14 protein-coding genes are annotated in these 14,561 nt (G+C 65.7%); 11 read left to right on the top strand and 3 right to left on the bottom strand.

Annotation, left to right across the window (positions count from 1 at the left end):
* Nucleotides 1-817: 817 nt before the first annotated feature.
* The 3 genes from radA to F791_RS0103465 form a co-directional block, all read right to left on the bottom strand.
* Entirely contained in the window at nt 818-2,164 is a 1,347-nt protein-coding gene (gene radA / locus F791_RS0103475; protein WP_018137647.1) for a DNA repair protein RadA, read from the bottom strand.
* Nucleotides 2,164-3,450 (bottom strand): HlyC/CorC family transporter, encoded by a 1,287-nt coding sequence (locus tag F791_RS0103470; protein WP_019592180.1) that lies wholly within the window; start codon nt 3,448-3,450, stop codon nt 2,164-2,166. Before F791_RS0103470 ends, radA begins: the two co-directional genes overlap by 1 nt.
* Nucleotides 3,451-3,555: 105 nt before the next feature.
* Complete coding sequence (locus tag F791_RS0103465) at nt 3,556-4,356, bottom strand: inner membrane protein YpjD (RefSeq protein WP_018137645.1); 801 nt, start codon at nt 4,354-4,356, stop codon at nt 3,556-3,558.
* A 156-nt stretch (nt 4,357-4,512) separates the two neighbouring features.
* Between F791_RS0103465 and ffh the strand changes: the two genes are divergently transcribed.
* From ffh to F791_RS0103405, 11 genes are all read left to right on the top strand, one after another.
* Complete coding sequence (gene ffh / locus F791_RS0103460) at nt 4,513-5,901, top strand: signal recognition particle protein (protein ID WP_018137644.1); 1,389 nt, start codon at nt 4,513-4,515, stop codon at nt 5,899-5,901.
* A gap of 103 nt (nt 5,902-6,004) precedes the next feature.
* Nucleotides 6,005-6,262, top strand: coding sequence for a 30S ribosomal protein S16 (rpsP, locus tag F791_RS0103455; protein WP_012981840.1), 258 nt, complete (start codon nt 6,005-6,007; stop codon nt 6,260-6,262).
* 44 nt (nt 6,263-6,306) lie between these two features.
* Nucleotides 6,307-6,819, top strand: a complete 513-nt coding sequence (gene rimM / locus F791_RS0103450; protein WP_018137643.1) for a ribosome maturation factor RimM — start codon at nt 6,307-6,309, stop codon at nt 6,817-6,819.
* 8 nt (nt 6,820-6,827) lie between these two features.
* The gene (trmD, locus tag F791_RS0103445) at nt 6,828-7,595 is read left to right on the top strand and encodes a tRNA (guanosine(37)-N1)-methyltransferase TrmD (protein ID WP_018137642.1); all 768 of its coding nucleotides are present in this window, start codon (nt 6,828-6,830) and stop codon (nt 7,593-7,595) included.
* Nucleotides 7,596-7,604: 9 nt separating this feature from the next.
* Nucleotides 7,605-7,970: a 50S ribosomal protein L19 gene (gene rplS, locus F791_RS0103440; protein ID WP_018137641.1), complete on the top strand. Its 366-nt coding sequence runs from the start codon at nt 7,605-7,607 to the stop codon at nt 7,968-7,970.
* Nucleotides 7,970-8,545, top strand: a complete 576-nt coding sequence (locus tag F791_RS0103435) for a methylated-DNA--[protein]-cysteine S-methyltransferase (RefSeq protein ID WP_018994602.1) — start codon at nt 7,970-7,972, stop codon at nt 8,543-8,545. Before rplS ends, F791_RS0103435 begins: the two co-directional genes overlap by 1 nt.
* 368 nt (nt 8,546-8,913) lie before the next feature.
* A complete protein-coding gene (soxA, locus tag F791_RS0103430) occupies nt 8,914-9,729 on the top strand; it encodes a sulfur oxidation c-type cytochrome SoxA (protein ID WP_018993534.1) in 816 nt (271 codons plus the stop codon).
* Between the two features lie 27 nt (nt 9,730-9,756).
* On the top strand, nt 9,757-10,446 hold the full coding sequence (gene soxX, locus F791_RS0103425) for a sulfur oxidation c-type cytochrome SoxX (protein ID WP_018993535.1): 690 nt from the start codon (nt 9,757-9,759) through the stop codon (nt 10,444-10,446).
* Between the two features lie 255 nt (nt 10,447-10,701).
* Complete coding sequence (gene soxX, locus F791_RS0103415; protein ID WP_018174578.1) at nt 10,702-11,385, top strand: sulfur oxidation c-type cytochrome SoxX; 684 nt, start codon at nt 10,702-10,704, stop codon at nt 11,383-11,385.
* 210 nt (nt 11,386-11,595) lie between these two features.
* On the top strand, nt 11,596-13,518 hold the full coding sequence (gene htpG, locus F791_RS0103410) for a molecular chaperone HtpG (RefSeq protein ID WP_018174579.1): 1,923 nt from the start codon (nt 11,596-11,598) through the stop codon (nt 13,516-13,518).
* 119 nt (nt 13,519-13,637) lie between these two features.
* Entirely contained in the window at nt 13,638-14,120 is a 483-nt protein-coding gene (locus F791_RS0103405; protein ID WP_018137635.1) for a peptidylprolyl isomerase, read from the top strand.
* Nucleotides 14,121-14,561 lie beyond the last annotated feature (441 nt).

Raw genomic sequence — 14,561 nt, 5'->3', positions numbered from 1 at the left:
TTCGGCATCCGGTGTTTACGGTGCCTTCGTCCGGCCGCCAGCCTGCGCTGTCTCGGCAGCGCACCCCGAGGTACTTTCTTGCTTGCCCAAGAAAGTACCCAAAGAAGGGCACCCGGATTCCGCCCGGGGACCTTGCTCCAGGGCCCTCGGGCCGGCGGCGCTGAAACTCGCTGCGCTGTCGCTCCGCTCAGACAGTCAGCGCCCCCGTTTCTATTTTGAATCGTCCGTCCCGAGAACCCTTCCGCAAGGGGCTTCATACGGGGGGGATAAGGTCAAGACAACGGCTGTCCTGACGTTCGCGCCAATGGATGGAGGCAAGGTATTCCGACATCCTGGGCACGCGCGGCCTTCGGCCCTGGCGTGCCGCGCCCGCAAGCGGGCGCCAGACCCCATCGTAGGATGTGATGAGCGCAGCGAATCGCATCAGGATTGCCACGGCGTCGGAACGGTGCGTTTCGCTGCGCTCAACGCACCCTACAGCGCGGGGCTTACCGCAGAGGCTGTGTTTTGACCTACCCTCCCGATATGAGCCCCTTGTGGAGGGCGTGACAGGCCGGGAGAAGGCGCTGACTGTCTGAGCGAAGCCAAAGGCGCAGCGAGTTTCAGCGCCGCCGGCCTGGCGCGTCCGGAGCAAGGTTCCCGGGCGAATCCCGGGCGTGTTTCTTGGGTACTTCTTTGCACGAGCAAAGAAGCCCGTTTTTGATCAACAACTGGCGCGGCGCGCTGGCGAGACAGCGCTTGGCAGTATGTGGACCGAAGGCACGTAAACACCGGATGACGAACGGTGCCTTGCCACAAGAGGCGGCGGGGCCGGGTGCTAAAGGGCGTCGAGGACTTCGGAGAGGCGCGAGACCGCGACCACCTCCATGCCCTTGATGGGCTTGCGCGGCGCATTGGCCGCCGGCGCGATCGCCCGCGTGTAGCCGTGCTTGGCGGCCTCGCGCAGGCGCTCCTCGCCGTTCGGCACAGGCCGGATCTCGCCGGCCAGCCCGACCTCGCCAAAGGCCAGCATCTCCTGCGGCAGGGGGCGGTCGCGAAAGCTCGACAGGGCGGCGGCGAGCATGGGCAGGTCGGCCGCGGTCTCGGTTACGCGTACGCCGCCGACCACGTTGATGAAGACATCCTGGTCGAACAGCGCGACGCCGCCGTGGCGGTGCAGTACGGCCAGCAGCATGGTCAGGCGGTTCTGCTCCAGCCCCACGGTGATGCGTCGCGGCTGCGGTGCGTGGCTCTCGGAGACCAGGGCCTGCACCTCCACCAGCAGCGGCCGGGTGCCCTCGCGCGTGACCATTACCACGGACCCGGGCACCGGGCCCTGGTGGCGCGAGAGGAAGATGGCGGAGGGATTGGAGACGGCCTTCAGCCCGTTTTCCAGCATCGCGAACACGCCCAGCTCGTTGACCGCACCGAAGCGGTTTTTCACCGCGCGCAGCATGCGGTAGCGCCCGTCCGGGTCGCCCTCGAAATACAGCACCGTGTCGACCATGTGCTCGAGCACGCGCGGTCCGGCCAGCTGGCCGTCCTTGGTCACGTGGCCCACCAGGATCACGGTGATCCCGCGCTGCTTGGCCAGGCGCACCAGGGCGGCGGCGCTCTCGCGCACCTGCCCGACCGAGCCGGGGGCGGACTGCAGTGCGGCGGTGTACAGCGTCTGGATGGAGTCGATCACCAGCACGCGCGGGCGTTCGCGCTCGCAGGTGGCGATAACGTTCTCCACCTGCGTCTCGGTCAGCAGGCGCAGCCCGTCGACCTCAAGCCCGAGCCGCCTAGCGCGCATGCTGATCTGCTGGGCGGATTCCTCGCCGGTCACGTAAAGCGTGTCATCGACCGGCAGCATGGCCAGCGTCTGCAGCAGCAGGGTGGACTTGCCGATCCCCGGGTCGCCGCCCAGCAGAACGACCGACCCGTGTACCAGCCCTCCGCCCAGGGCGCGGTCCAGCTCCGACAGGCCGGTGCCGGTGCGCGGGACCTCGCCGGCCTCAACCTCGCCCAGCCGGGTAATGCCGGCGACCTCGCCCGCGTAGCCGCCGCGCGGTCCGGACGGGGTGGCCGGCACGGCCTCCTCCAGGGTGTTCCAGGCGCCGCAGTCGCCGCACTGGCCCGCCCACTTGGGGCTCACCGCGCCGCATTCCCGGCAGACGTACTGGGTCTTGGCCTTCGCCATCAGGCTTCCTTGTTGTCCGGGCTGGTCGGTAGATCAGGGGCGACCACGCGCACCGTGCGGATGGTGTTGTTCTTGATCTGCACGATGTCCATCACCACGTCGTTGATGCGCACACTCACTGGCGCCTCGGGAATGCTCTCAAGGTATTCCACGATCAGTCCGCTGAGGGTCTTGGGGCCATCCACCGGGAGCTCCAGGCCCAGCGAGCGGTTGAGCTCGCGCAGGTGGATGCCGCCATCGACCATCGCCGAGCCATCCTCCTGGCGCAGCACGTCGTCGCTCATGGCCGGGGAGTCGGTGGTGAATTCTCCGACGATCTCTTCCAGGAGGTCCTCCAATGTGATCAGACCCTCGATGTCGCCGTACTCGTCCACCACCAGGCCGATCCGTTTTTTCTGTTGCTGGAAGTTAATCAGCTGGCGGTTTAGCGCCGTGCCCTCGGGGATGAAGTAGGGCGGGGTCAGGATCTGGCGCAGGTCTTCGGCGTCAAAGTCATCACGCTCGATCAGTGGGATCACGTCACGCCGGTGCAGGAAGCCGACGATATGATCCAGCTCGCCCTCGACCACTGGCAGGCGGGTGAAGCTGCCGTGCACCAGCTGCTCGACGACCTCGTTCCAGGGCTCGTTCAGGTCCACCACCACGATCTCGTTGCGCGGGATCATGATGTCCTCGACCGTGGTGCGTTCCAGGTCCAGCAGGTTCAGCAGCATGCGCTGGTGGTTTGCCGGGATCAGGGCGCCGGCCTCGGAGACCACACTGCGCAGCTCGTCGGTGTTCAGGGCCGAACGCTGGCCGGGCTTCATGTGCACCCCGAACAGGCGCAGTACGCCGTTGGCCAGCACATTGATCATCCACACCACGGGCCACATCACCTTCAGCAGCCCGCAGTAGATCCAGGCGGCGGGATAGGCGACGCGTTCGCTGTGCAGTGCTGCGAGCGTCTTGGGGGCGGTCTCGGCGAAAATCAGCAGGGTCAGCGTCAGCACCCCGGTGGCGATGGCCACGCCGGTATCGCCGAACAGGCGCCAGCCGATAAAGGTGGCGATCTGGGCGATCAGGATGTTGACGAAGTTGTTGCCGAGCAGGATCAGCCCGATCAGGCGGTCCGGCCGTTCCAGCAGGCGGGCGGCAATCGCGGCGCCACGGTGCCCGGTCTGGGCGCGGTGGCGCATGCGGTAGCGGTTCAGCGCCATCAGCGCCGTTTCCGATCCGGAGAAGAACGCCGACAGCAGGAACAGCACGAGCAGGGCGCCGAACAGGACGGACAGCGGGATCTCTTGCAACGGGATGGCCTGCGGTCAGGTGTGGGCGGGCTGACGGGGCTGCGTAGTCTGAATCATTTCAGGCAAGCGCCGCCGGGCTGTCAAGCCTGTCGGCCGGGAGCACCATCAGACGCGCCCGAGGATGATCTCCAGGACCAGCTTGGAGCCGAAATAGGCCAGAACCAGGGCGACAAACCCGCCCGTGGTCCACGCCAGGGCGCGGGTGCCGCGCCAGCCCAGGCGCCAGCGCCCGACCAGCAGGGTCGAGAAGATCACCCAGGCCAGCAGCGACAGGACGGTCTTGTGGACCAGGTGCTGGGCGAACAGGTCGTCCACAAATACTAAGCCGGAGAGCAGGCTGAGTCCGAGGAACAGCCAGCCGATGAAGATCATGCGGAACAGCCAGACCTCCATCGAGAACAGCGGCGGCAGGTGGCGCACGATCCCGGCCGTGTGATGGTTGTGCAGCGCGCGGTGCTGGGCCGTCATGACCGCGGCCTGGGCGGTGGAGAGTGCCAGGAAGGCCCAGCCCAGCGCCGAGAACAGGATATGCAGGTCGATCCCGGCCGAGGTCGCGTAGGACGTGTCGCCGTCACACAGTACCGCGGTCAGGGTGGCCAGTGCGGTCAGTGGCAGGATCACCACGCCGAGCACGGCTAGTGGGTGGCGTAGCGCGGTCAGCCACAGCAGCCCTGCAACCAGCCACATCGATGCCGACAGGGCGTTGCCCAGGCACAGGTTCAGCCCTGTCTCGGTCGCGACGAGCGGGATCAGGGCCCCGAGGTGCGCGAGCAGGGCCGCCAGCCACAGCATCAGCGGCGCGCGGGGCTGCCCGGCGGCCAGGGGCTGGGTGCGGGAGGCGACGATCAGGTATCCCGTGGTGGCGAGATACAGGGCGACGGCGAGCAGTCCGGCAACGGTGGTCATGGGCGGCGATTATCCCCGCTCCCGAGCCTGAATGCACATTCAGGGCGGCAAACCCGGATCGCGACTGGGGCCGTGCAGGCCGGGTGGCGGGGCCGGTATACTGTGCGGTCTTTCCCGGCATGGGCCGGGCCAGCACGAGCGAGACGAGGACAGACGATGTTCGACGGCCTTTCCAGCCGCCTCCAGGAGACCATGAAGCGCCTGAAAGGCCAGGCGCGGCTCACCGAGGACAATATTCAGGATGCCCTGCGCGAGGTGCGCATGGCACTGCTGGAGGCCGATGTGGCCCTGCCGGTGGTGCGCGAGTTCGTCAAGGACGTCAAGGAAAAGGCGCTGGGCCAGGAGGTCATCGGGAGCCTTACCCCGGGGCAGGCCCTGATCAAGGTCGTCCATGACGAGCTGATCGCGACGATGGGCGGGGAGAACGCCTCGCTGAACCTGGCGGTCCAGCCGCCGGCCGTCGTGCTGGTGGCCGGCCTGCAGGGCGCGGGCAAGACCACTAGTATCGGCAAGCTCGCGCGCCTGTTGCGCGAGCGCGAAAAGAAGAAGGTCGCGGTGGTCAGCTGTGACGTCTATCGGCCGGCGGCGATCCAGCAGTTGGAGACCCTGGCCGGGCAGGTCGAGGTCACGTTCTATCCCAGTGACATCAGCCAGAAGCCCGAGGCGATCGCGAGCGAGGCGGTCACGCGAGCGCGTCGTGACGGCACCGAGGTGCTGCTGGTGGATACCGCCGGGCGGCTGCATGTCGATGAAGACATGATGGCCGAGGTGAAGGCCCTGCATCAGGCGATCGACCCGATCGAGACCCTGTTCGTGGTCGACTCCATGACTGGCCAGGACGCGGCGAACACCGCGCGCGCCTTCGGCGAGGCCTTGCCGCTGACCGGCGTGGTGCTGACCAAAGCTGACGGTGACGCCCGCGGCGGTGCCGCGCTGTCGGTGCGCCAGATCACCGGGGTGCCGATCAAGTTCATCGGTATGGGCGAGCGCCCGGATGCGCTGGAGCCGTTCCATCCCGAGCGTATCGCCTCGCGCATCCTCGGCAAGGGCGATGTCCTGTCCCTGGTTGAGGAGGCCAGCCGCCAGGTCGACCAGGACAAGGCCGCAAAGCTCACGCGCAAGCTGAAGAAGGGGCGCGGTTTCGACCTGAACGACCTGCGCGAGCAACTCGGTCAGATGCAGAAGATGGGCGGGATCAGCTCGATGCTGGAAAAGCTGCCCGGGGGCGGCAAGTTGCCGGACGCGGTGAAGAACCAGGCCAACGACAAGGAGATTGGTCGCATGATGGCCGTGATCTCGTCGATGACCGAGCACGAGCGGCGCCACCCGGACGTTATCAAGGGTTCGCGCAAACGCCGGATCGCCGCCGGATCTGGCACTCAGATTCAGGATGTGAATCGCCTGCTCAAGCAGCATGCGCAAATGAGCAAGGCGATGAAGAAATTCTCCAAGGGCGGCGCATCGAAGATGATGCGTGCCCTGGGGGGCAAAATGGGTGGCATGGGTGGAATGGGTGGCCCCGGCGGGGGCATGCCGTTTCGCTAGTTAGCCGCTGTCACGGCCGCCGGCACCTTGTGCTGGCGGCGGGATTCGTTATAATCGCGCGTTTTCTCGAGAAAACGGACTCAAACGGGGTTCAACAGAACATATGGTTACGATTCGCCTGCTTCGCCGCGGCGCCAAAAAGCGCCCGTTCTACTCGATCGTCGTCACCGATTCGCGTAAGCGTCGGGACAGCGGTTACAAAGAACAGATTGGCTTCTTCAACCCGGTCGCCCGCGGTCAGGAAGAGCCGCTGCGCATTGATCTGGAACGCGTGGACTACTGGCTGGGCCACGGCGCCGGCATGTCCGAGCGCGTGAACCACCTGGTCAAGGGCTACCGCAAGCAGCAAGCCGCGGCCTGAAGCCGTCGGTTCGCTGATTACGCGTAGTAGACCGAACTCCGGTGATGAACGAGGCGGGTGAACGCATCCGCGTCGGACGCGTCTCCGGGGTGTACGGCGTGAAGGGCTGGGTCCGGATCTTTTCCGAGACCGAGCCGCGCGCCGCGATTGCCGACTTCCCCCGGTTGTGGCTGCGTTCCGGCGCCGGCTGGCGGCTGGCGGATGTCGAAGCGGGCCGGGCCCACGGGCACGGCGTCGTGATGAAATTTGCCGAGACCGCGGATCGCGAGGCGGCCTACGGCCTGATGGGCGCCGAGCTGGCGATCGAGCGCGACTGGCTCCCACCCGCCGAGGATGGCGAGTACTACTGGGCCGACCTGCTGGGCATGGAGGTCGAGCACCAGGACGGGACCGCGCTGGGGCGCATCTCGGGATTCATGGAGACCGGTGGTGCCAATGATGTGCTGGTTGTGCGCGGTGATCGCGAACGACTGATCCCCTGGGTGCAGGGCCAGTACATCCTGGATGTGGACCTGGAGGCTCGGCGGTTGCGGGTCGACTGGGATCCGGAATTCTGAGGCGGACGATGCGCTTCGATATCGTCACGCTGTTTCCGGAGCTGGTTACGGCGGTGGGCGAATCCGGGGTGACCGGGCGGGCGGTGCAGCAGGGCCGGCTCGCGCTGGAGACCTGGAACCCGCGTGACTGGGGGGCCGGTTTCCACCAGGCGGTGGATGATCGCCCCTATGGTGGCGGCCCCGGCATGGTCATGCAGTATGCGCCGCTGGCGTCCGCGCTGGAGGCGGCGCGGGCCGACGCGACGGCGCCCCTGCACGTGATCGCCCTGACCCCGCAGGGGCGGCCGATCCGGCAGGCCATGTTGCGAGAGCTGGTCAGGAAGCCGCGGGTGGCGCTGGTGTGCGGCCGCTACGAGGGCATCGACGAGCGCTTTATCGAGGCGCAGGTCGACGAGGAATGGTCGCTGGGCGACTATGTCCTGTCCGGTGGCGAGCTGGGCGCGATGGTGGTGATCGATGCCTGTGCGCGCCTGCTCCCGGGTGTGCTCGGTCATGCGGATTCCGCCGGGCAGGACTCGTTCAGCGAGGGCCTGCTCGACTGCCCGCACTACACGCGGCCAGAGGTGGTGGCAGGGCGTGCGGTACCGCAGGTCCTGCTGGGTGGCGATCATGGTGCCATCCGACGCTGGCGCCGACGCGAGGCGCTGGGGCGAACCTGGGAGCGGCGGCCGGACGTGCTGGCGCGCGAAGAACTCGGGGCCGAGGATCTGGCCCTGTTGGACGAATACCGTGTGGAACGCCGGAAGGGCGGTCCGCACACCGAAAGCGATGATTGAGGTCGAACGATGAACAGCGTGATTCAGCAACTGGAAGCCGAACAGATGAAGTCCGACGTACCGGACTTTGGTCCGGGCGACACCCTGGTGGTGCAGGTGAAGGTGCGCGAAGGCGAGCGTGAGCGCCTGCAGGCCTTCGAGGGTGTGGTGATCGGCAAGCGCAGCCGTGGCCTCAACTCGGCGTTCACCCTGCGCAAGGTCTCCTACGGCAACGGCGTGGAGCGTACCTTCCAGACACACAGCCCGCAGATTGCCGAGATCAAGGTGAAGCGTCGCGGCAAGGTCCGTCGCTCGAAGCTGTACTTCCTGCGGGATCGCACCGGCAAGGCCGCGCGCATCAAGGAAGATATCAAGGCGAACCGGAACGGCGCCTGATGACCGGGGTGGCCGCGCAGCCCCGCTCGCGCCCACCCGGTTTTCCGTTGTCGGCCGAATCGGCCATGCGAAGCCAGCGCTGTCTCCTGCCGGGAGTCGCGCTGGCTTTTGCGTGGCTGGAGTCCGGGCAGGGCGACCTGCTGGCCTGCGGCTGGCAGCGTCCCGACGATCCACCCGACCTGTCCCCACTGCGGGATATCCCGACCGCTGACCGGTCCCCTCCTGCCTTCGACCCTGCAGACTACGCCCGCGATCCGGGGCAGTGGCGGGCGACGCAAGCCGTACCACCGGGGACGGAGCACGCCCGCCGGGTCTGGGCCGCACTTTCGGCCATCCCCGTCGGCGAGGTGCGGACCTACGCGCAAATTGCCTCCCAGGTCGGCTCGGCCCCGCGTGCCGTTGGCCAGGCCTGCCGCGCCAACCCCTGGCCGTTGTTCATCCCCTGTCATCGCGTGGTGTCCGCGCGTCACCGCGGTACGCGCGACATTGGTGGCTACGCGGGTGACCAGGATGGCCCGTTGGCCGAGGTGAAGCGCGCCCTGCTCGTTCACGAAGGCGTGCTTCAGCTCGACTAGCGCTTTTTACTCCTGTCACTGGCAGTGCGCCGGTAGTGCGAGGCGCGGTTTCCTCCCCTTGTTCAAAGGCTTGCCAGGCATTGCGCCTGGCCTGGCTCGTGCCGGCAAGCCGACACCACCGAAAATTCCATCACTCGGTGGAATAGAAGTCGCGTATGCTGCGTCTGCCAGACGGTGCTGGGCTCCGAGAATCCTTGAAAAACAGACTGTTAGAAAACGCTAATATAGCTTTTTGTGTTGACAGCACGGACCCCGGTTCAGCACTCTGCTACACAGGTCCGGGCCGCTCCGGCCACGGACCGTATCGAAAAAACCGTGTGATGGAGGTTTCCATGTTCAAGAAAGCATTGCTTGCGTTGCCCGTAGCAATGGCGGTCGGGGTTGCGGGTACCGCGGCCCAGGCAGAATGGCAGGATCCGAACGATGTCCTGCAAAAGCTGCTCGAAGCGCAGCCCGACTCGAAGTACCTGCATCAGAGTGAAATGAACATCATGATGATGCCGGACAACCCCGCCCTGTGGCTGCTGGATGACGGCGAGCGCCTGTTCTACGAAGAGCGTGGCCCGAACAATGCATCGCTCGAAAGCTGCGATTTCGGCAAGGGCGAGGGCGTCCTGGACGGCGCCTATGTCGAGCTCCCGCGCTACTTCGAGGACACCGGCAAGGTGATGGACTTCGAAATGCGCCTGGTGCATTGCATGAAGGAGATCCAGGGCTTCACCGACGATGATTCCGCTGTCTCCCAGCGTCACGGGTCCGGTTCGGACATCATGCGTCTGACGACCTACATCGCGCATCAGTCCTCTGGTTACGCGTGGAACCCGCCGCTGGATCACCCGAAGGAAAAGGCGATGCGTGACGCCGGCGAAGTCCTCTTCTTCCGCCGTGGCGGCGCGATGGATTTCAACTGTGCGGCTTGCCACGGGGCTTCGGGCAAGCAGATCCGTGCGTCCGTGCTGCCGGAAATGCGTAACTCGCAGGAGTGGACCAAGGCGGTTTCCTGGCCGGCCCACCGCGCGGGACAGGACAATGTCCGCAGCCAGAACCACCGTATCCGTGGTTGCGTATGGCAGATGCGTCATGCCGGTATCCTGCCGGATACCCCGGTGAACACCGCGCTGATCTCCTACTGGAATGACGCGGCGCGTGGCGAACCGGCCATCCTGCCCGACCTGAAGCGGTAACTACGGACGCAATAGGAGACATCAAGTATGTTTAATAAAAACACTGTTGCGGCCGGTGTAGCCGCATTTGCATCCGTCGCCCTGGCCGCCGGCTGTGCCGTCGCCGATGGCAACAAGGCGGATGACGTGGATATCACGGCCATGAGCGCCGAGGAGCTGGCTGAGCATCTCATCTTCGAGACCAACAGCTGGCGTGATCAGGAAATGCAGGAAGGCGGTACCTGGCGCGACCGCATGACTCAGGACGAGATCCAGAAGGCCTGCTCGTTCGACTCCACCCGCAATGATCTGGACGGCGAGACGGCCGGCAAGGTTGTGGCTCTGGCGCGTGAGCAGTACCAGGCGCCGGAAGGCGACATCGAGCTGGGTGACTGGCGCAAGGGTGCCGAGCTGGCGGATTCCGGCTACGGCTACCGTATCGGCCACAATGTCGACGACCACGGCACCCGTGAGCAGGGTGGCAACTGCTACAACTGCCACGTGATGGATTCGAGCGTTTCGGTCCAGGGCACCATCGGCCCGAACCTCGAGAACTACGGGGCGCAGCGTGGCGACAGCCAGGAGATCCGCCAGTATGTGCATCAGGTGATCTCCAACCCGCATCAGTACTTCCCCTGCGGTGAAATGCCGCGTTTCCAGGGGCTTCTGACCGAAGAGCAGATCAGCCACATCATGGCCTACCTGCTCGATCCGGAGTCCCCGGTTAACAACCGGTAAGTCGTCTTGCACGACAGCTGCTCGGCCCCTTCGGGGCCGGTGCAGCAAGGCAGTAGAGCGGGTTGTCGCGCACGACGCGTGGCAACCCGCTTCCTTACGAATTTCTGCGGTTGGGTGCTTGCACGGCTCTTTTACGAGCGTGTCCGCCGGGCCGCACAGATGGGCTGAACAGGGGAACCGATGGACCGCGGGATTGGTGCGGGCACGGGCTAAGAAAAGCCATCGGTCATGACGGGCGTGAGGGGAGGCTCAGGGATGTTCAATAAGAAAAATCTGACTGCCGCGGTGGTGGTTTCGGCATCGGCGGCGCTGGCGGGTTGCGACCAGTTCTTCCAGGACGCCTCGGACCGCGAGGTCGACATCACCCAAATGAGCCCCGAGGAGCTGGCCGAGCATCTGGTGCTCGAGACCGATAGCTATCGCATGGACCAGGAGGTGCAGGAAGGTGGCACCGGCCGGGAGCGAATGAAGCAGGACGAGGTCCAGGCCTTGTGCTCGCTCGAAGGATCCCCGGACAGCGAAACCGCAGGCCAGGTGGTCGCGGCCGCGCGTGCCTCATACGAACGACCCGATGGCGGAGTGGAGCTGGGCGACTGGCGCCGCGGCGCCGAACTGGCCCGTTCCGGCTATGGCTATCGCGTCGGGCACAACAACGACGACCACGGCACCCGCGAGCCGGGGGCGAACTGCTACGCCTGCCATCAGATGGACCCGGCGGAAACCACCTATGGGACAATCGGTCCGAGTCTTGCAAACTACGGCCGCGAGCGCGGCACCGATGAGTCAGTGCTGAACTACGTCCATGAGGTCGTCAGTAACCCCCACCAGTATTTCCCTTGTACCTACATGCCGCGATTCGGGCGCAATTTCCTGACCGAGGAGCAGATCAGCCACGTCATGGCCTATCTGCTGGATCCCGATTCGCCGGTGAACCAGTAAACCGTTCACACGGTCGCGGGCGGGTCTGAGAGGGCCGGCCCCCTTGGACCACCGCGGGCTGCCCGCGGTGGTTTTTTTATTTGTAGGGGCCGGGTGCTGGCCACGACTAGAGGACGTCGCGCGGAGCCTGCGGGCTTGAAAATGCGAACGCTGCCCCCAAGGTGCGTGCTGTAGAACCCATCCAAGCGCACGAGAGGAACGTACAGGACCATGACGGACACGCAGACCGCATCGGCCGCCGAGGGCCATACCGAGACCCGCCGCTTCGAGACCGAGGTCAGCCAGCTGCTGCAGCTGATGATCCACTCGCTGTATTCCAACCGCGAAATCTTCTTGCGCGAATTGATCTCCAACGGTGCCGACGCCTGCGACAAGCTGCGCTTCGAGGCGCTGGCCCAGCCCGACGCGATCCCGCAGCCGGCCGAGCTGGCGATCGACGTCGAGGTGGACAAGGAGGCCCGCAGCGTCACCGTGCGTGATAATGGCATCGGCATGTCGCGCGACGAGGTCATCGAGCACATCGGCACCATCGCGCGTTCCGGCACGAAGGCCTTCCTCGACAAGCTGACTGGCGACCAGAAGAAGGACTCGCAGCTGATCGGCCAGTTTGGCGTCGGGTTCTACTCCTCGTTCATCGTGGCTGATCACGTCCGCCTCGAGACGCGTCGCGCGGGGACGCCCGAGGAGGCCGGTACCCGCTGGGAGTCGCGCGGCGATGGCGAGTACACCCTGACCGACTGCGAGCGCCCCGAGGCCGGCACCGAGATCACGCTGACGCTGAAGGAGGATGCCGACGAATTCCTCGAGTCCTTCCGTCTGCGTCACATCATCAGCCGCTACTCCGACCACGTGGCGTTCCCGATCCGTATGCGCAAGGCCGATGACGACGGCAAGCCCACCGACGAGTGGGAGACCGTCAACCGCGCCAGCGCACTGTGGACCCGGCCGAAGAGCGAGATCAGCGACGACGAGTACCGCGAGTTCTACAAGCACGTCGCACACGACTTCGAGGATCCGTCCGCCTGGACCCACAACCATGTCGAGGGGCGTCAGGAGTACACCACGCTGTTCTACATCCCCAAACGCGCCCCGTTCGACCTGTGGGACCGCGATGCGCGCCACGGCGTCAAGCTCTACGTGAAGCGCGTGTTCATCATGGACGACGCCGAGAAGCTCCTGCCCAACTACCTGCGCTTCGTGCGCGGGGTGGTGGACTCGGCCGATCTTCCGCTGAACGTCTCGCGCGAGATCCTGCAGGACAACCGCCTGGTCGACTCGATCCGTTCCGGCTCGGTCAAGAAGATCCTCGGCCTGCTGGAGAGCATTGCGAAGAACGAGCCGGAGAAGTATGCCGAGATCTGGCAGAACTTCGGCCGCGTGCTGAAGGAGGGCCCGGGCGAGGACCACGCCAATCGCGAGCAAATCGCGGGCCTGCTGCGCTTCGCCAGCACGCAAAACGATGACGACACCCAGAACGCCTCGCTGGCCGACTACATCGGCCGAATGAAGGACGGCCAGGACGCTATTTACGTAATCAGCGCCGACAACGCCAGCGCGGCGCGCAACAGCCCGCACCTGGAGATCTTCCGCAAGCACGGCATCGAGGTGCTGCTGCTGTCCGACCGGGTCGACGAGTGGCTGCTCTCGCACCTGCGCGAGTTCGATGGCAAGCCGATCAAGAATGTCGCCAAGGGTGACCTTGATCTGGACAAGATCATCGGTGAGGACGCGGCAAAAGAGGGTGCCGCGGACGACAGCGCGAAGGCCGACGAGGATCTGGGCGACCTGCCGGAGCGCATCCAGGCCGCACTGGGCGAGCGCGTCGACTCCGTGCGCGCCTCGAAACGCCTGGTCGATTCGCCGGCCTGCATCGTGCTCGGCGAGCACGAAATGGCGCTGTACCTGCAGGAACTTCTGAAGCAGGCCGGGCAGGAGACCTTCTCCAGCAAGCCGGTGCTCGAGATTAACCCGAAGCACCCGCTGGTCGAGCGCCTGCGCGCGGCCGAAGGGGACGACTTCGGTGATCTGGCCTCGCTGCTGTTCGACCAGTCGCTGCTGGCGGAAGGCGGCCAGCTGGAGGACCCCTCCGGCTTCGTTTCGCGCCTGAACCGTCTGCTGCTGCAAAAGGCCTGATCACGGAACCGGGGAGGGTTGCCCCTCCCCCCGGAAACCGCCCCGACAAAGGGTGGACCTGACGCCGCGGGGCCATGCGCGTTACCCTGTGCGGTTCACATATCGAGAGGGCGAAGCCCATGCAAGTTGCACAGAACGCCGTGGTGTCCATCCACTACACCCTGACCAACGATGCTGGCGAGACCATCGACAGCTCCGAGGGCCGCGAGCCGCTCGCCTATCTGCACGGGAATGGCCAGCTGGTTCCGGGTCTTGAGCGCGAGCTTGAGGGCAAGGCCGCCGGTGACAAGGTCCAGGCCAAGGTGGCGCCGGAAGAGGGCTATGGCGAGAAGATCGAGGCCATGGTGCAGGAGATCCCGCTGGAGGCCTTCCAGGGCGTGGACTCCGTGCAGCCGGGCATGCAGTTCCAGGCCGAGACCCAGAATGGCCCGCTGACCGTGACCGTGACCAAGGTCGAGGGCGATACCGCGACCGTGGACGGCAATCACCCGCTGGCTGGCGAGAACCTCAACTTCGACGTCGAAGTCGTCGAAGTGCGCGAGGCCTCCGCCGAGGAGCTGGAGCACGGCCACGCCCACGGCGTCGGCGGTCACCAGCACTGATTGGTCCGCATGCCTCGCCCTGCGCAGGGCGACCCTCAAGGGCCCCGGTATCCGGGGCCTTTTTTATGCCCGCCCGTCATTGATGTCGCCACATTAATGGTGTTGCAAACCATTCGCATTCGCGATACTGTGCCGCCCATGCTGAATGGCGGGCGGAAAAGCGAAAGGCTGACAGGCGAGCGTCGTGCGCCGAATAATGCGGTATCCGACTACGAACGCGAATGCCTTCCGTGAAGCCGCCTCGCCAAGTTCCAGCTAGCAGCTTGCGCCCACTCGCGCTAGGCCTGGCCGTCAGTGTTGCGCTGCACGGTGCGGTGCTGGGCGGCCTATGGCTCGTGCGCGACGGCGAAGAGCCCGAGCTGATGGAGTCCGGGGGTGGTGGCCTGCAGGCCCACTGGGTCGACCTTGACAGCATTCAGCCCGAGGACATGCTCGCTGAAG

It is taken from the genome of Thioalkalivibrio sp. ALRh (assembly GCF_000381425.1).
Classification (GTDB): Bacteria; Pseudomonadota; Gammaproteobacteria; order Ectothiorhodospirales; family Ectothiorhodospiraceae; genus Thioalkalivibrio.
The sequence above is the reverse complement of the archived record's forward strand: the minus strand, read 5'-3'. Positions and strand labels throughout refer to the sequence as shown.